The organism is Staphylococcus sp. HMSC059F04 (assembly GCF_001812565.1).
Classification (GTDB): Bacteria; Bacillota; Bacilli; order Staphylococcales; family Staphylococcaceae; genus Staphylococcus; species Staphylococcus lugdunensis.
In genome coordinates, this window is record NZ_KV809464.1 from 113,051 (window position 1) to 130,004 (window position 16,954).

Annotated in this window: 15 protein-coding genes; 8 read left to right on the top strand and 7 right to left on the bottom strand. The window is 32.7% G+C overall.

Features of this window, described 5'->3' with window-relative positions; all coding sequences use genetic code 11:
* Window positions 1-253: 253 nt before the first annotated feature.
* The 5 genes from HMPREF2864_RS03210 to HMPREF2864_RS03230 all read right to left on the bottom strand — a co-directional run bounded on the left by HMPREF2864_RS03210 (window position 254) and on the right by HMPREF2864_RS03230 (window position 3,592).
* On the bottom strand, window positions 254-1,207 hold the full coding sequence (locus HMPREF2864_RS03210; protein WP_002492284.1) for a 2-hydroxyacid dehydrogenase family protein: 954 nt from the start codon (window positions 1,205-1,207) through the stop codon (window positions 254-256).
* 68 nt (window positions 1,208-1,275) lie between these two features.
* Entirely contained in the window at window positions 1,276-1,590 is a 315-nt protein-coding gene (locus HMPREF2864_RS03215; RefSeq protein ID WP_002460119.1) for a DMT family transporter, read from the bottom strand.
* Window positions 1,590-1,922: a DMT family transporter gene (locus HMPREF2864_RS03220; protein WP_002460118.1), complete on the bottom strand. Its 333-nt coding sequence runs from the start codon at window positions 1,920-1,922 to the stop codon at window positions 1,590-1,592. Before HMPREF2864_RS03220 ends, HMPREF2864_RS03215 begins: the two co-directional genes overlap by 1 nt.
* A 412-nt stretch (window positions 1,923-2,334) precedes the next feature.
* Window positions 2,335-2,871 carry a CHAP domain-containing protein gene (locus HMPREF2864_RS03225; RefSeq protein WP_002478800.1) on the bottom strand — a complete coding sequence of 179 codons (537 nt, stop codon included), beginning with the start codon at window positions 2,869-2,871 and terminating at the stop codon, window positions 2,335-2,337.
* A 298-nt stretch (window positions 2,872-3,169) separates the two neighbouring features.
* A complete protein-coding gene (locus HMPREF2864_RS03230) occupies window positions 3,170-3,592 on the bottom strand; it encodes a DUF4870 domain-containing protein (RefSeq protein ID WP_002460116.1) in 423 nt (140 codons plus the stop codon).
* 231 nt (window positions 3,593-3,823) lie between these two features.
* On the opposite strand from HMPREF2864_RS03230, the gene HMPREF2864_RS03235 reads away from it, so the two are divergent.
* Complete coding sequence (locus HMPREF2864_RS03235; protein ID WP_002460115.1) at window positions 3,824-4,897, top strand: NAD/NADP-dependent octopine/nopaline dehydrogenase family protein; 1,074 nt, start codon at window positions 3,824-3,826, stop codon at window positions 4,895-4,897.
* Between the two features lie 42 nt (window positions 4,898-4,939).
* On the top strand, window positions 4,940-6,331 hold the full coding sequence (gene nhaC, locus HMPREF2864_RS03240) for a Na+/H+ antiporter NhaC (protein ID WP_070545006.1): 1,392 nt from the start codon (window positions 4,940-4,942) through the stop codon (window positions 6,329-6,331).
* Window positions 6,332-6,984: 653 nt separating this feature from the next.
* On the opposite strand, the gene HMPREF2864_RS03245 is transcribed toward nhaC, so the two are convergent.
* The gene (locus HMPREF2864_RS03245; protein WP_002492275.1) at window positions 6,985-7,716 is read right to left on the bottom strand and encodes a CHAP domain-containing protein; all 732 of its coding nucleotides are present in this window, start codon (window positions 7,714-7,716) and stop codon (window positions 6,985-6,987) included.
* 569 nt (window positions 7,717-8,285) lie between these two features.
* Here HMPREF2864_RS03245 and HMPREF2864_RS03250 point away from each other — a divergent pair.
* The 4 genes from HMPREF2864_RS03250 to HMPREF2864_RS03265 all read left to right on the top strand — a co-directional run bounded on the left by HMPREF2864_RS03250 (window position 8,286) and on the right by HMPREF2864_RS03265 (window position 12,102).
* Window positions 8,286-10,262: an AraC family transcriptional regulator gene (locus tag HMPREF2864_RS03250; protein ID WP_037543238.1), complete on the top strand. Its 1,977-nt coding sequence runs from the start codon at window positions 8,286-8,288 to the stop codon at window positions 10,260-10,262.
* A 36-nt stretch (window positions 10,263-10,298) separates the two neighbouring features.
* Entirely contained in the window at window positions 10,299-11,039 is a 741-nt protein-coding gene (locus HMPREF2864_RS03255) for a transcriptional regulator, SarA/Rot family (RefSeq protein WP_037543236.1), read from the top strand.
* Window positions 11,040-11,068: 29 nt separating this feature from the next.
* Window positions 11,069-11,389 carry a PH domain-containing protein gene (locus tag HMPREF2864_RS03260; RefSeq protein ID WP_002460110.1) on the top strand — a complete coding sequence of 107 codons (321 nt, stop codon included), beginning with the start codon at window positions 11,069-11,071 and terminating at the stop codon, window positions 11,387-11,389.
* Window positions 11,390-11,760: 371 nt separating this feature from the next.
* Window positions 11,761-12,102, top strand: coding sequence for a transcriptional regulator, SarA/Rot family (locus HMPREF2864_RS03265; RefSeq protein ID WP_002478808.1), 342 nt, complete (start codon window positions 11,761-11,763; stop codon window positions 12,100-12,102).
* Window positions 12,103-12,259: 157 nt separating this feature from the next.
* On the opposite strand, the gene HMPREF2864_RS03270 is transcribed toward HMPREF2864_RS03265, so the two are convergent.
* Entirely contained in the window at window positions 12,260-14,353 is a 2,094-nt protein-coding gene (locus HMPREF2864_RS03270) for an AAA family ATPase (protein ID WP_002492254.1), read from the bottom strand.
* Between the two features lie 206 nt (window positions 14,354-14,559).
* Here HMPREF2864_RS03270 and HMPREF2864_RS03275 point away from each other — a divergent pair, with 206 nt between their 5' ends.
* Both HMPREF2864_RS03275 and HMPREF2864_RS03280 read left to right on the top strand, forming a co-directional pair.
* Window positions 14,560-15,705: an acyl-CoA dehydrogenase family protein gene (locus HMPREF2864_RS03275; protein ID WP_002460107.1), complete on the top strand. Its 1,146-nt coding sequence runs from the start codon at window positions 14,560-14,562 to the stop codon at window positions 15,703-15,705.
* A 239-nt stretch (window positions 15,706-15,944) separates the two neighbouring features.
* Complete coding sequence (locus HMPREF2864_RS03280) at window positions 15,945-16,853, top strand: ABC transporter substrate-binding protein (RefSeq protein WP_002478811.1); 909 nt, start codon at window positions 15,945-15,947, stop codon at window positions 16,851-16,853.
* Window positions 16,854-16,954: the final 101 nt, after the last annotated feature.

The following is a 16,954-nucleotide window of genomic DNA, read 5'->3' on the forward strand; positions in this document are numbered from 1 at the left end:
AAGCGAGCCAACAATACGAAGTATTGAATAAAAAAGAAACACTCAGATGCGTTGAATTCAATTCATCTGAGTGTTATTTTTCTAGGATTTATGTCCCAACCTGACAAGGTTGACTTGAATTGAAAAAAGCTTAGTATAAGCGTATTTTCAATTCAATCAACTACCGTCAATATAGAGTTCAGAGTCTAAAATATCATTATGTTCTAGACTATTGTTGTATTTATATTAAAGGAAATTGATAGTTTAGAGGTCATTAATTGACGATAAATTGCGGCGTTTCACCTGTTAATTTTTTAATTGTATCATTTGCAACAATTTTAGACATCATATCACGTGCTTCATACGTCGCATTCCCAATATGCGGTGTGATGACAACGTTATCTAATGATTTCAAGCCTTCAGTAATTTTAGGCTCGAATTCATAAACATCTAATGCTGCGCCTTCAATCTCTTTATCATGCAATGCTTGTACAAGTGCTTCTTCATTAACAATAGGACCACGTCCAGCATTTACAAGATAAGCAGTTGATTTCATCAATTTAAATTGCTCAGTATCAATAAGATGATGTAGCTTTGGAGAATACGCTGCATTAATCGTGATAAAATCGGAATTTTTAAGCAACGTTTCTAAATCAACATATTTTGCACCAATCTCGCGCTCTTTTTCAACCTTTTGATGTGGACCTGTATATAAAATATCCATATCGAAAGCTTTTGCACGTTTGGCAACAGCGCCACCAATTTCGCCTAATCCAATGATACCAATCGTTTTACCTGATACTTCACGTCCTCTAAAGAAAAGCGGAGCCCATCCATCAAAGCCTTGTGTGCGTGATAATTTATCACCTTCAACGATGCGTCGAGCAACTGCTAAGACTAATCCAAAGGTAAGTTCGGCTGTTGCATTTGTAGATGCTTTAGGCGTATTTGTTACATCGATATTTTTTTCGCGAGCATAATCAACATCAACATTATTAAAACCAGCACCGTAATTTGCAATGATTTTTAAATTATTAGCAGCATCAATTACCTCTTTATCAACATTTGTCGATAAGATACTAATAAGTGCAGAAGCATCTTTGACACCACGTTTTAACGTTTCTTTATCAATAATACCTTCACCTTCATACATTTCAACTTCGAAATGCTCTTTTAATAAATTTAAACCGACTTCTGGAATTTTTCCGGCAATATAAACTTTTTCCATCATTATCACTTCCTTTAGCTCCAGTATAGTAAATTGAGAAAACGTATACAATTTATATACTTTACTAATTAGCCGAGCAGCCGGAGTCCAATTACAGCTGCAACAATTACTGCAATAAAACCTATGCGTAATGGGTGTGTAGATTCTTGGTAGAACAACATACCGATAAATGTGCCTCCTGCAGTTCCTATGCCCGTCCATATTGCATAAGCAGTACCCATCGGAATGGACACCATAGCTAATTTTAAAGTTGTAAAACTAAGCACAAAGGTAAGTGCCAATAAAATTATGTAGTACCAACGAGATGTGCGTGCAAGTTGATTTAACAGCACAACACCTAAAATTTCAAAACAGCCAGCAATGATTAAATAAAACCAAGACATTAGTTGCTACCTCCATGTTCTGTTATATCAGTAGTTAACTTGAGCCCTAAAATGCCTATAATCAACATTAAGATAAGTATTAGTTTTAATATGGAGATGGGCTGATGGAAAAATAGCATGTCAACAATAACTGTTCCAGCCGCACCAATACCAACAAATAATGCATAGACTGTTCCAACGGCTAGAGACTTTGTTGCAGATATAACAAGATAGAAACTTAGCGTAATCATTAATAATGTAAAGCTCCAAGATGTCAATGAATGCGCTTGATTCAAGCTTGTGACCCATACTATTTCCAATAAACCTGCTATGATGACTTTTAACCAGGTCATTTGTTATTCCTCCTCTAGCTTTAAATAGCAACAGTCGTATTTTCTCAAATATGCTATACAACTGCAATATTTGGGCATTAAAAAAGTGTGGCACAGAAATTTAAAGCGTTCTGTTTTACACTAATTTACTTTCTTTGTATATGCTTGGAGCACCAGCTTGTATATTTTTTGAAATGCATATGTCATTTTTCCTTGCATAGAACTTAGACAAGGTTGATTCATTAGAATGTCTGAGTCATTTATTGGTAAACGTGCATATGCTGAAAACTGTTATGATGGATACATGTGATATATAAGTATAACTAATTTTTAAATAGAACCAATTGAGTATTGTCAAAATATAGATGTGAGCCCAGGACAAGAATGATGTCCCAGGCCCAAACGTGTAATTTATGATATTTAAATATTATGCTTAGTTCAAATGAATATAATTATAAGCGCTAGCTTGACTGGCTGAAATTGTGCGTGTGTCTGTTGAAAATGGACCGTTTGAGTAGTTCATTTCTGATATAGTCACTGATCCATCACTATTGACACTTTCTACGTATGCAACGTGTCCATAACTACCTTCAGAAGTTTGTAATATCGCGCCTTCTTCAGGTTGATGATCTACTGTGTAACCCGCTGCTTGAGCTGCACTTGCCCAGTTATTGGCATTGCCCCATGTAGAACCAATTTTTCCGTCGACACGGTCAAATACATACCAAGTACATTGACCGGCAGTATATAAATTGCCAGAAGATGTAGATATTGATTGTGTAGATGTGCTAGTTGATGTTGTATTTGTTTCTGTAGTGTGATATTGATAAGCTTGTTGGCTAAAGTTTTGTTGTTGATAGCTGTATTGATGTGAAGGTTGAAATTCTGCTGCATCAGCTTGATGGGATGTGCTGATTAATGTGGCACCTAATCCTGCAGTTAAAGTTGTTATTGTTAGTAGTTTTTTCATTATAATAAAATCCTCCCAATTGTATGAAATATTCACAAAGATGGTAGCGCATCTTAATTGTGAATGTTATCGTCGTTTAACGACAAAACTTACTTTAACAGAAATATACATGGAAATGTGTGATGTTATCTTTTCGTAAATAAAATAATAAAACCCTGCATCTCTCTGTAATAAAAGAGCTGCAAGGTTACAAGTGATATACAGAGCTAAATGTGCGCTGCAAAGATGAAAAGTAGCTGATTTAAATAAAACTAACCTTTAAATATTACAAATGTTTGTAACAAAAACACTGTACAATTTATTTGAAAAATCGAATGGATAATGGAGCTTGGTAATAGGTACCTTGATAATATTTAACACAGCCAATGATGTTGAAAACAGAAAAGGTAATCAGTAATCCCAAAATGACCAAATTTAATAACAAGAATATAAATATTGAAATCAAGCCTGAAGTTGGATCAAAAGGCATATAAAAAATGAGTGAAAACATCATGATTACTACAGGTACTGCACACCAAATCATATAAGAAATAAACATATTTAAATAGCTTTTTCCTGACTGATCAATTAATTTAGAATCATCTTTTTTAACTAGCCATATAATTATAGGGCCTATAAATCCTGAGACGAAACCTAATAAGTAAATAAGCATAGCCATAAGACGAACATCGTCACTATCGTTATGTTGTGGTGTATTAAAACCTTGTGATTGTTGCGTCATAATAACTCCTCCTGAGTTTAATAAAAAATCTAATCACATTAACTATAGCAGAATAAGTAACCCATGGGTATTAAGAACGTATTAACATGCAGTACTTATGCAAATTGTAGGTTTAACATATATGATAAATGGTTATATATTTATGAATATGTATGGTGCGCTTTGTTTAAAACGCATCATTTTTTATTGAATTTATTTTGTATTGAAATATTTTAAAAGTGAGGTATTCAGATGAAAATAGCTATTATTGGTTCAGGTAATGGTGCGGTTACTGCCGCATTAGACATGGTAGATCAAGGACATGAGGTAAGATTATATTGCCGAAATCAATCACTGGAAAAATTTAATACTGCATTTGAGCGTGGCGGCTTTGATTTTAATAATGAAGGAAATGAAAAATTTATAGAATTCACTAATATTAGTGATGATATAGCTTATGTATTACAAGATGCCGAACTCGTTCAAGTGATTATTCCTTCATCTTTTATAGAATACTATGCAAAGGTTATGTCATATCACGTAACCAATGACCATTTAATCTTCTTTAATATTGCAGCGTCAATGGGCTCAATTCGTTTTATGAATGTGTTAGAAGATCGCAATATTGATGTACACCCTAAATTTGCTGAAGCTAACACGTTAACATATGGCACAAGGGTAGATTTTTCACAAGCGCGTGTTGACTTATCTCTTAATGTGCGACGCGTGTACTTTTCAACATTTAATCGTGAAGAATTAAATGATAGTTATGATAAAGTAAGTCAAATTTATCCTCAACTAGTCAAAGAAGAAAGTTTATTGAAAACGAATTTAGAAAATGGGAACCCAGAAGTGCACCCAGGGCCAACGTTACTTAATGTAGGCCGTATTGATCATGCACAAAAGTTTTCACTTTATAAAGAAGGAATTACGCAACATACAGTAAGATTACTCCATGCGATAGAATTAGAGCGTATTAATTTAGGCCGTCGATTAGGATTCGAATTAGAATCGGCGAAAGAATCAAGAATTCAACGGGGCTATTTAGAACGTACAGACGAAGATGAACCTTTAAATCGATTATTTAATACAAGTCCAGTCTTTTCTCAAATACCGGGTCCTAATCACGTAGAAAATCGTTATTTAACTGAAGATATCGCTTATGGTTTAGTGTTATGGTCAAGCATAGGGCGTGTTATTGATGTGCCGACGCCCAATATTGATGCAGTTATAATTATCGCTTCAACCATACTAGAGAGAGACTTTTTTGAAGATGGACTTACTGTTGAAGAATTAGGTCTTGAAAAGTTAGATCTCAGTTACTGATAAATAAAATCATAACTAGTTGTGAGATAAGGAGCTGACTATATGACAAGAAAACCAACGTTTTTCGAGGCACTTTCTACCATCATTGTTATGGTCTGTGTAGTGACAATAGGATTTATTGTTTTTAACATTCCCATTCAAGTACTATTACTTATTTCATCAGCTTATGCCGCATTGATTGGTATTCGAGTAGGGTTGAAATGGAATGACATAGAAGAAGGGATTACGCATCGGTTAACTACAGCGATGCCTGCTATATTTATCATATTGGCTGTGGGTATTATTGTTGGGAGTTGGATGTACGCTGGTACTGTGCCTGCTTTAATCTATTATGGATTAAAATTTTTAAATCCTCAGTATTTTTTAGTGTCTGCATTTATTATTTCTGCCATCTGTAGTTTAGCTACAGGTACAGCTTGGGGATCCGCATCAACTGCAGGCATAGCGCTTATTTCCATTGCAAGCCAATTGAATATGAATTTAGGTATGGCTGCAGGTGCCATCATTGCAGGTGCCGTCTTTGGGGATAAAATGTCGCCACTATCTGATACAACTAATTTAGCAGCATTAGTTACGAAGGTGAATATATTTTCACATATTCGTGCGATGATGTGGACGACAATACCTGCTTCACTCATTGGTATGATTGTCTGGTTTGTCTTAGGCTTACATAACGATGGTCATGTAAACACAAAGCAAATTCAATCACTATTATCTGAACTAGCAACGTTATATCAGTTTAATTTCTTTGTTTGGATACCGCTCATTGTTATTATTATTTGCCTTATGTTTAAAGTATCGACAGTGCCGTCGATGCTAGCATCTAGTATTACTGCAATTTTTGTAGGTGCGTTTAATCATCACTTTAATTTAGCAGATGGATTTAAAGCTACATTTGATGGGTTTACAGCTAATATGACTGGATATAGTCATATTTCTCATAATGCTAAAGCATTAATTGAACAAGGTGGCATGATGAGTATGACTCAAATTATTGTTACCATTTTTTGTGGCTATGCATTTGCTGGTATTTTAGAAAAATCAGGCTGTTTAAATGTTTTATTAGAGACCATTTCAAAAGGTGTCAAATCAACAGGAAGCCTTATTTTAATTACTGTTATTTGTTGTTTAATGATGGTGTTTGCTGCTGGCGTAGCATCTATTGTAATTATTATGGTTGGTGTTGTGATGAAAGATATGTTTGAAGACATGGGGTTAGATCGATCAAATCTATCTAGGACGCTGGAAGATGCAAGTACAATGGTATTACCTCTTATTCCATGGGGAACTTCAGGAATATATTATGCACAGCAATTAAATGTGCCGGTTGATCAATTCTTTATTTGGACAGTACCATGTTATTTATGTGCTATATTAGCTGTTTTTTACGGGTTTACAGGTATTGGTATTAAAAAAAATAATAAAGTTACGTAAAAATTATTTCAAAGCATGTTTAACTATAGCTATATCCGGTTAATATAAAGTATGCTAATAATTATTAGAAGTCACTGTTTATTTTTGTAGCGAGAATAAATGTAGCGATATGATTATTAGTAAAATATCCTCTACATAGGATGATGGTTCAATTTTTGTAGCGAGGATTGAATCTATTAATCTTAACATGAATTCCGTAATGTGCATCATTAATATATAGACATAACCATTAAAAGAGATACTGAATTTGTGAAGTAAGGTGAGCCATAAATATGACTCACCTTATTAATGCGTTGTAAAAAGAAATGTAACATTTTATTAGATTGCATCTGTCATAAGGCACTTTGATTAATTCGTTAAGTAAAATTTAATACATAGTACGAAAACACTTTATTTTTTAAAATTTCCAGTACAAAAACACATATAACTACACCGCAATCTAGCGAGCGGGGCCCCAACAAAAAGAAATGCAACAAGCATTTCCACGGACAACGCAAGTTGGGGCTAAGCACAGAAAAACTGGCTGAAGCGGGTCTTAAGTAAGTCAATCATACAAAGTATTAAATATAAAAGAAGCACAAAGATGATTTATGTTAAACCATCTTTGTGCTATTATTTTGGGATTTATATCCCAGCCTTGATAACTTTAAATATTAATGAATGAAGTTGTATGAAGCTGCTTGAGATGCAGAGATTGTACGTGTTGTTACAACACCTGGTCCATGACCATAGTTCATTTCTGAAACAGTTACTGAACCATTACTTCCAACACTTTCAACATAAGCAACGTGACCATAGTAACCTTGAGATGTTTGCATGATTGCGCCAACTGAAGGTCTGTTATTTACAGTGTACCCAGCAGCTGCAGCAGCATTTGCCCAGTTGCTAGCATTGCCCCAAGTTGAACCAATTTTACCGCCAACTCTATCGAATACATAATAAGTACATTGACCACTAGTATATAAGTTGCTACCTGAATGTGAAGCACTTGAGATTGACACACCATGAGATGATGGTGCACTTGTAGTTGTCACATGTATGTTAGAGCTAGAAGTTGAATAGCTTGCACCCAAGCCACCAGTACGGTATGAATTTGATGAAGCATATGTGTTGCTGTAATTATAGTTGTTGTAATTGTAATAGCTATTATAGTTATTGTAATAAGTGTAACCTTGGTTTAATTGATTTGGTGACCAGTTACCTTTCCAAGTGTAATGATAGTTACCTTGTGCATCGATTGTATAAGAGTAGCTGTATGAGTAAGGGTCATTTGGATTATAACCGTCATGATTTGTTTGTTCAGCAGCATGAGCATGGTGTCCACCAGCCAAAGCAAATGTAGCAATTCCTGCAGTAGCGATTGTAGCAGTAGCGATTTTCTTCATTATAAAATATCCTCCCGAAAAATAATTTAATATAATTGTATTTTTTATAGTGGTTGATGAATCGGACATCAACAATTAATCATCTTGTTTAAGACAAACAATACTTTACCAGAAAAAAGTTGGTTTGTGTGGGTTGTTAACATTTTGTAATTTTCCTCTAATATATTTTAAACGTATTTTGCATAATGAGATATTTTGTAATAAAAAGAAATGCTTATATAACAGACTTTATTCAATTTTTTTTGATTTGTTAATTTTTTATGTCATCATTTTGTAAAAAAACAGAAAATAAAATAATACAGTTGAATTATGTAGAAAATGGTGCATAGGATAATTGATGATAAAAAACATGGATAAAGGATAAAAAGTTTTAACTGATATGAAATAATATGCGAATAATAAAAAGTTGGCTATAATAAAATATGATTTTGTTACTACTTATACCGAAATAAAAATTACAATTAACTATGTGAGATAGATACATTGAAGGAATGGTGTATGAATACTTCAGGTGGGGATTGAAGTATATTGTTGTATATCTCTGTAATTAATTGATGAGAGGACGACATATGAACGGACAGTTTTCGGTAAAATTATTACAAAAGTTAAATACTTATGGGCAAAAGACAGTCAATGTTAAGTTGATTTATTGGGTAAAAGGGCAAGGTACGATTGATATTAATTTGAAGCAATATCACATGACAGAAGGGGATATTGTACTTTTAATGCTGAACGATTTATATCAAATTCAAAGCGATGATGATGCAGTGACGTTAGTTGTTGATTTGTCTTTTAAAGACTATGTGAAATATGCGAGTGAATATATTGATATCAGTGGCTATAAACTATCAAATATTGAGAAGCAACAAGTATTACCTATATTAATGAATATTATTGAGTTAGAATGCTTTAATAAAGCAGACGAACAGACAACTTTAAAAATGATTAAACATTTATGTGTTGAATTAGGTTCAATGTCGCACTTATATAGAGCGAAAACACAAAATATGACAGTATTAGATGAAGTCCATGACTATTTAATTTCACACCATACAAAAAAATTAAAAAAGCAAGAGATTGCTAATGCATTAAATATGACAAATCAAGAATTGTCAAATGTTATAAAATACCAAACACCTTTTCAAAGTATTAATCAGTATGTCAATGATATTCGCTTGAAATGCGCGCTTATCGATATTTTAAAAGAGCATCGAACTGTGGAAGATATTGCATATCAGCATGGGTTTAATCATTACTCTAGGTTTATTAATTTATTCAAAGATTCATATGGATATACCCCAAAAGAAATTAGAAAGCAGTATCATAGTTTAACAACAAGTTATTATGAAAATATTCAATATTTACCATTAAGCGAACAAACTTATCAATCTTATTTTCATAAGGTAAAACATTATACAACAGTGTCCAATAATAAAGATATCATCCTCTCTTCTAATACTTTGCCAATTTGTCATATAGAACCTAAAGATTTATTTATTACCAGCCAACAATTGTTGTACTTGAATGAGCATCAGATATTTTATGTAACACAGCATTTATTTTCTAAAAATAAACATGTTTATGTGATTATACCCATTGATTTGACTGATTTCTCAGCGGTGCAGAGAATGTGTGAATATTACCTTACTAAATTAAACTATTTAGGACTAACGCCTATATTTTATTTTAAGGGTTTAGATTTAACATACCTCGAGCAACATGGATTTAATAATGTGAATCAATTATTTATAACTTTATTTTATTCACGCTTTGTAAATGAAGTAGATGGTGTATCAATTATGTTAGATAGTACTGACAAACAAGTGATACAGAAGGTTGTTAATGAGGTTAGACAATTTTTTAACAGATGCACATTGTATTTATCAGTACCTCATCGAGATGTTAGACCATATGAATTTAATGAAATTGATGAGTATATTACCTCATACTTTATAACTTTTGAACAATTAACTACTTGGAAAAAGTATCATCACAAAGTGATTTTAGATACAACAATGTTAAATATGAATCAAAATGGCGAGATCACTCAACAAAATATAATCAATTTTTCTTTGATGGCACGGTACTATTTAATGCTTAAAGGCATAAGTTTTTCGCTTGATTTTTTGCTGCAGTATTTATTTCACGGACGTAATATGGATAACAATATGTTTTTAGCGTTTTTCAATATGATGAATCAACTTAGAGGGGATATTGTCCATCAAGATAATCAAATCATTTTAACCAAGTTTAAATTTGAGTATCAATGTTTAGCTTTCAATATGAACATTTCAACCGCAGAACAGTTACAAGACTTGCAATTAAATTTTAAAACAACTCAGCCGATGAGCCATGCTGAAAGTAGTTTAATTACTTATACAAAAGCACCGAACTTAAATCATCATCAAGATCAAACGAAAAACAAAGATAATTTGTTTCAGCCACATTTTTGGAAAGGCCAATTATCATACCCAACGATAATTAACCGTAAATATATATTGCCTAGTATGAGTATAGGGCATATTAAATTTTCACTTAGAAGCTAATGCATGGTATTTGCTGACTAAGGAGGGTGTGTAGTGATGAACATTAACACACGAATTAGATTGGTGTTAGGATGCTATTCACTAGTAAAAACCGTCAATGAAAGTTTGAGATATGCTTATCATATGAATATGCAACAATTTAAAATACTTCTATTTATTAAAGATTATTCAACAGCGCATGAGCGCCCTTTGACGATTCAAACTTTAGTGATAAAAGAACACTGCAATAAAGCAATGATGCTTAAATATCTAGCTCAGTTATACGCAATGCACTGGATATCAAAAAAGCGTAATCCTAATGATCAACGGCGACTTATTATTTATATGACCAAAATACAACATAAAAAAATTGAGCACCTGCTTCAAGAAATTAAAAAGATAATTGCAAATTATGATATAGATGCTAAGTTGGATTTACACTGTCATTTTAAACTTAAAGAGTTTATGGATGTGAAAGTACTCCACGATGACTTTGAATTAACAAGTTTACATGACAGTATACATTTAGATGAATTATTTATTTTAGGGCTTATCTATCTATATCCTAATGCGTACAATATGGCACAATTAAAATATGTTATTGAACAGCATAATATGTATATTACTCCATTGATCAAATCTTTAGTGGATAAAAAGTACATTTATAAAGAAAGATGTCGAACGGATGAACGGCAAATTCGAATAGGTATTAAAACAGATAAAATGTCCCAAGTGAAATTACTGTTTAATGAATGTTACAATACTATTGTTAACCACTTAGAATTAACCCATATATAGTCAATTCAAAGTGAATAGGATGATAAATAATGATACTTGATAATATTAATCCAAATGATTTGTTTCCAACTGAAACGAAAGGGCCATCTGTCTTAGGGATAATTGAATATCATGTTCAAGGACAATCTGAATTTGAAGGTGCATTTATAGCAACCTCAGAACGTTTAATTATGAATGTTGATATGAATGGCCAATTTTATTACAGAAATATTCCTTATAATGAAATAGAGTCAATTAACATGACTGACGATGGTATCAGTTTTACTTTTAATATTGGGAAAGTTCCAATGACGAAAATTAAGAATGGAGACATTCAACGATTTGTCGATTATGTATCTAATAAAATATAAAAAAGAAGATATGTAAATCTAAGTATTTGTTGAAGAGTATTCAATAACTTAGTTAATGATTGAACTTCATTATATGTATCAATTCCATACGTATACTAGAGGTGGTATAGTAAAGGTCATTGGCCTTACTTTTACCATCTTTTTTCTATGAAAACTGCCATCATTACATAAATAGGAATGTAATTCATTTTGGCGGAATAGAAAAATCTATAATTGCAATTAATGAATTAAATCACTTTAGCTTAATAAAAATATTGAATTTTATTATCTAATTGTTATAAAATATTATTTATAACAAGAGATGCGTTAAAATTTAAAAAACATTTAGCAAACCAAGCAACAAGATATGCATCAGAGGAGTGGTTGAAATTATGAGTAAGATAAAAAATATTGATGAACTAGTCAGTGCAACATTTCAAGTTAAACAATTTTTCAAAGCGACAAAGAAAAAATATAATTTAAGCTATGAAGAAATCTTTATTTTAAATTATATTTTAAAAAGTGAGTCCAATGAAATAACTTCTAAAGAAATTGCAGTGACTTCAGAGTTCAAGCCTTATTATTTAACAAAAGCACTACAAAAACTTAAAGAGTTAAAGCTATTATCTAAAAAGCGTAGCGTTCATGATGAAAGAACTGTTATTGTTTATGTTTCTAAAGATCAACGTCAGCGTATTCAAGAACTTATTCATGAATTAGAACAATATATTTAACTCATATAAGCATTGTTCATTAGCAAATGATGCCATCATTTATTCAAAAAAGCGCACTTTTTTCAGGAGTGATGTGCACCCCAAAAGTTGGATTAAAAATCTAACTTTATGGGGTGCACATCACAGTAGGAGAAAAAGGTGCGCTTTTAATTAAATATTAATTTGTACCTTTTACAATGATTTCATCATTATCAATATCTATGTCAACATGTTTTACATCAGTATGATCTAAATAATAGTCTGTAATTTTATCTCGTACCTGTTGTTCAACAACTCTGCGTAATGGACGTGCGCCCATTTGTTTATCATAGCCTTGTTCAATTAACCAGTCTTTTGCTTCTTGAGAAACATTCATTGTAATATCTTTTTTATCTAAAGTCACTTGAACATCATCTAAGAGTAAATTAATAATATCTTGTAAAGCGTGTTTATCTAAATGCGTAAACTCAACGATACCATTAAATCTGTTAAGAAATTCAGGTCTGAAGAATCTTTTTAATTCATTCATAATGTCATCAAATTCTTCGTTGTCTCCATAACCAGCATTGGAAGTGCATATGACGATTGTATTTTTAAAGTTAATAACATTGCCTTGCCCATCTGTTAAATTACCATCATCCATTACCTGTAAAAGCAATGTGAGAATTTGAGGATTTGCTTTTTCAATTTCATCAAATAAAATAACTGAATAAGGATTGCGTCTTACTTTTTCAGTTAATGTATTGGAGTTGTCATCATAGCCAATATAGCCTGCTGTAGTACCTATCATTTTAGACACTGCTGTTTGATCACTATACTCACTCATGTCTAAACGAATCAATGCTTCTTTGTTACCAAATAAATCAATAGCCAACTGTTTTGCTAGTTCAGTTTTACCTACACCAGTAGGTCCTACAAATAAGAAACTACCAATTGGACGGTTACCTTCATCAAATCCAGCTCGATTACGACGAATGGCTCTGGAAACCATATCTACCGCTTTATCTTGTCCAATGATTTTATTTTTTAAACGGCGATTAATATTTTTTAAACGTTCGATATCATTATCATCCATTTGTGATACAGGTATTCCAGTTAGCCTTTCAATCGTATCAGAAACATCTTGGACAGTAGCTACGGATTGTTGTTCTTTCGTACCATTATCTAATTGATTTTGTAATTCTTTAATTTGGGATTGAATTTTATCTGCTTCTTTGTAAGCTTCTTTACTTACCGCTTGTCTCTTATCATTTTCTAATTCAGTGATTCTCTTTTCAGTTTCTACTTTATCCAGCGCAGGGTTTTGAGCAGATAAATGTGCGGATGTAATATCTAAGACATCAATCGCTTTGTCAGGTAAAAGCCGTTGAGGAATATATTGATTTGATAAATCTACACATGCTTGCAATACTTCATCTGGCAACTTAACTTGATGATGTTCTTCGAATTTTTCTCTAATACCTTTTAAAATTTCGACTGTGTCTTGTGCACTTGGTTCATTAACAACGACTTCATTAAAGCGTCTTGCTAGTGCAGCATCCTTTAAAATATTATTACGATACTCATCTTGTGTGGTAGCACCTATAATAGAAATCTCACCCCGACTTAATGCTGGTTTAAGTATATCTGATAATCCTTTACCACCAGATTCACCGCCTGTTGAGCCAGAACCTATCATTTGATGAATTTCATCAAAGAATAAGATGGCATTTTCATTTTCTTTTAAGGCATCAACTAATTTTTGAACGTTTTCTTCATAAGCACCGCGATATTGTGTGCCAGCTTCTAAACTAGAAATATCGACTGAAATAATATCTTTATCTTTAATCGAAGTTGGGACATTCCCTTTAACGATTTCTTGGGCTAAACCTTCAACGATTGCAGTTTTACCTACACCTGCTTCGCCGACAAGTATAGGATTATTTTTAGTACGACGACATAATACTTCTGCTGTCTTTTGAATTTCAGTATCGCGACCTATCACGGGATCAAGTAAACCATCACGTGCTTCTTGTGTTAAATTGCGTCCAATTTGGGATAAGTAATCTTTGCCACCAGTATGTTGTTGATTATTTTGAGCATTTTGAAATACATTTGCACTTTGTTCTGCAGAATGTTGACCTTGCTGTCTTAATTGATTTAATTCTTCAGGCGAAACTTCTTTACCATTAATATAAAACTTTTTATTTCCAGTATTGTTATTTGCTTGCATATCTTGCATCATTCGTCTAAGGATTGAATCAAAATCATTACTAAAAAATTGATTATTCATAAAATTCACCTCAAATATCAAAATTATTTTACATATGTATATTTACACTATTTTATAGTGATCAAACTTTATTAAACGATGAATTAATGAAAGATGTGTGAATTTACTCTAAATATATGACTTAGTACGCATAATGGATGAACTTTAATTCATAAATGTTGAGTGGTAAACTAGGGATAAATAATTGTAATGAATAGGTGATGTCAATGATAAAGTCATTTTTAATACACAGCAAGATTCAGAAAAAGTGGATTGAGAAATTCAAGACTATAGAGGATAGCTTTAAAGCAAGGGCAAATTCAAATGATTTACATGCTAATTTTCCCTTTGAGAATATAGAATGGCTTATTAAAGAAGGATATAGTTTATTAACACTTCCAGTAGCTTATGGTGGTGAAGGAGCTACAATTGAGGATATGGTTGTGCTACAAACATACTTAGGCTCTATCGATGGAGCAACTGCATTGTCAATCGGGTGGCATCTTAGTGTTGTGGGTCAACTTTACGAACAAGATTTATGGGACCAACGTATGCTTAATCGCTTTGCTGAAGATATCAAACAAGGCGCCCTTGTCAATAGAGCAGTAAGTGAAGCAGAAACAGGTAGTCCAACTCGTGGGGGTCGACCGGCTACGCATGCGGTTAAAGAAGGTGATGTATATGTGCTTAATGGCGTGAAAACATATACTTCTATGAGTAAAGCATTAACACATTTTATTGTTGGTGCATATGTTGAAGCTATTGATCAAGTTGGCTTTTTCTTAGTATCCAAAGATGCAGATGGTGTAGAAATTGCAGATAATTGGAATGTATTGGGCATGCGTGCTACAGAAAGTCATGATTTAGTGCTAAACGATGTTAAAGTTCCTCTTGAACATTTTGTTGAAACACGAGGACAACGACGCCCAAATGGATGGATACTTCACATTCCTAGTACATACTTGGGAATTGCTCAAGCAGCTAGAGACTATGCAGTCGACTTTGCTAAGTCATATCATCCTAATAGCATTCAAGGTACCATTGCTGAGTTATCTACAGTTCAACAAAATATCGGTAAAATGGAGTCATTACTATTATCAGCGCGACATTTTCTATTTAGTACGGCAAGAGGATATCAAATGTTAGACGGAGAAAGCCAAATTTGGAATGAAACCTCAGCGAGTAAAGTTGTGGTGATGAATCAGTGCCTTGAAGTGGTTGATTTAGCTATGAGAATCGTTGGCGCAAAAAGTTTGGAAATGGAACGCCCATTACAACGATATTATCGTGATATTCGTGCCGGCTTACACAATCCACCAATGGAAGATATGGCCTATAGTAATATTGCCAAGTCTGTCTTAGATTTATTTTAATGATGAACCATTAAAGTTAAAGGGTGTAACTATTGTTTTTTTATGTTCTGTAGGCATTATTAATCATAGACCAAGCAATATGTTTTAGATGCTGTTTACTTATTTTTATTTTGGAGAAAAGTAAGGCAAAAAAATAATTTGCAAAAATACCCATAAAATAGTAAATGTTATGTTGTAAAAAATCTAAAAATTGAGTATAATAGCACAATAATGATAATCATTATCAATAGGAGGATGTTATGAAAAAATTATTATTACCGCTAATTGCCTTGGTACTTGTACTAGCAGCTTGTGGACAAAGTAAAGATGCAGATAAGAAAGAAGATACAAAATCTTACACAATGGATGATGGCAAGAAAGTGGATATTCCAAAAAATCCAAAACGTATTGCCGTTGTTGCACCTACATATGCTGGAGGACTTAAGAAGTTAGGTGCTAATATTGTTGCTGTTAGTAACCAAGTTGATCAAAGTAAAGTATTAAAAGATAAATTCAAAGATGTGGAAAAAATTGGAGATAACGATGTAGAAAAAGTTGCTAAGCAAAAGCCAGACTTAATTTTAGTATATTCTACTGATAAAAATATCAAAAAATACAAAAAAATTGCACCTACTGTAGTAATCGATTACAACAAACACAAATATTTAGAACAACAAGAAATGCTTGGGAAGTTAATTGGTAAAGAAGATGAAGTGCAAAAATGGGAAAAAGATTGGAAAGCACAAACAGCTAAAGATGGTAAAGAAATAAAAGAAAAAATTGGCCAAGATAAAACAGTATCAATTGTTGACGAGTTTGACAAAAAGTTATACACATATGGTGACAATTGGGGCCGTGGTGGCGAAGTATTATATCAAGCTTTCGGTTTGAAAATGTCTGAAGGTCAAAAGAAATTAGTTGAAAAAGCCGGCTGGGCTGAAATCAATCAAGAAAAAATCCAAGATATTGCGGGAGACTACATTGTTTCAACGAGTGAAGGTAAAACAACACCTGGATATGAAACAACAAACATCTGGAAAAACTTACCAGCTGTAAAAAATGGTCATGTAGTAAAAGTAACTGCTGGTACATACTGGTACAATGATCCATACACATTGGACTTTATGCGTAAAGATTTAAAAGAAAAATTAATTTCTGCAGCAAAATAATCTTTTAACTTCATTTATCAGTTTGGGACATAAATCCTAAACAATAGGGAGCGGGGGAGAATTCATTATGAATTCTCCCCCCGTTTCTTTCAACTTGTCAG

Excerpts from the sequence above, each read along its gene's own strand:
- HMPREF2864_RS03210 (WP_002492284.1), bottom strand. The coding sequence starts at position 1,207 with ATGGAAAAAGTTTATATTGCCGGAAAAATTCCAGAAGTCGGTTTAAAT.
- HMPREF2864_RS03215 (WP_002460119.1), bottom strand. The coding sequence starts at position 1,590 with ATGTCTTGGTTTTATTTAATCATTGCTGGCTGTTTTGAAATTTTAGGT.
- HMPREF2864_RS03220 (WP_002460118.1), bottom strand. The coding sequence starts at position 1,922 with ATGACCTGGTTAAAAGTCATCATAGCAGGTTTATTGGAAATAGTATGG.
- HMPREF2864_RS03225 (WP_002478800.1), bottom strand. The coding sequence starts at position 2,871 with ATGAAAAAACTACTAACAATAACAACTTTAACTGCAGGATTAGGTGCC.
- HMPREF2864_RS03230 (WP_002460116.1), bottom strand. The coding sequence starts at position 3,592 with ATGACGCAACAATCACAAGGTTTTAATACACCACAACATAACGATAGT.
- HMPREF2864_RS03235 (WP_002460115.1), top strand. The coding sequence starts at position 3,824 with ATGAAAATAGCTATTATTGGTTCAGGTAATGGTGCGGTTACTGCCGCA.
- nhaC (WP_070545006.1), top strand. The coding sequence starts at position 4,940 with ATGACAAGAAAACCAACGTTTTTCGAGGCACTTTCTACCATCATTGTT.
- HMPREF2864_RS03245 (WP_002492275.1), bottom strand. The coding sequence starts at position 7,716 with ATGAAGAAAATCGCTACTGCTACAATCGCTACTGCAGGAATTGCTACA.
- HMPREF2864_RS03250 (WP_037543238.1), top strand. The coding sequence starts at position 8,286 with ATGAACGGACAGTTTTCGGTAAAATTATTACAAAAGTTAAATACTTAT.
- HMPREF2864_RS03255 (WP_037543236.1), top strand. The coding sequence starts at position 10,299 with ATGAACATTAACACACGAATTAGATTGGTGTTAGGATGCTATTCACTA.
- HMPREF2864_RS03260 (WP_002460110.1), top strand. The coding sequence starts at position 11,069 with ATGATACTTGATAATATTAATCCAAATGATTTGTTTCCAACTGAAACG.
- HMPREF2864_RS03265 (WP_002478808.1), top strand. The coding sequence starts at position 11,761 with ATGAGTAAGATAAAAAATATTGATGAACTAGTCAGTGCAACATTTCAA.
- HMPREF2864_RS03270 (WP_002492254.1), bottom strand. The coding sequence starts at position 14,353 with ATGAATAATCAATTTTTTAGTAATGATTTTGATTCAATCCTTAGACGA.
- HMPREF2864_RS03275 (WP_002460107.1), top strand. The coding sequence starts at position 14,560 with ATGATAAAGTCATTTTTAATACACAGCAAGATTCAGAAAAAGTGGATT.
- HMPREF2864_RS03280 (WP_002478811.1), top strand. The coding sequence starts at position 15,945 with ATGAAAAAATTATTATTACCGCTAATTGCCTTGGTACTTGTACTAGCA.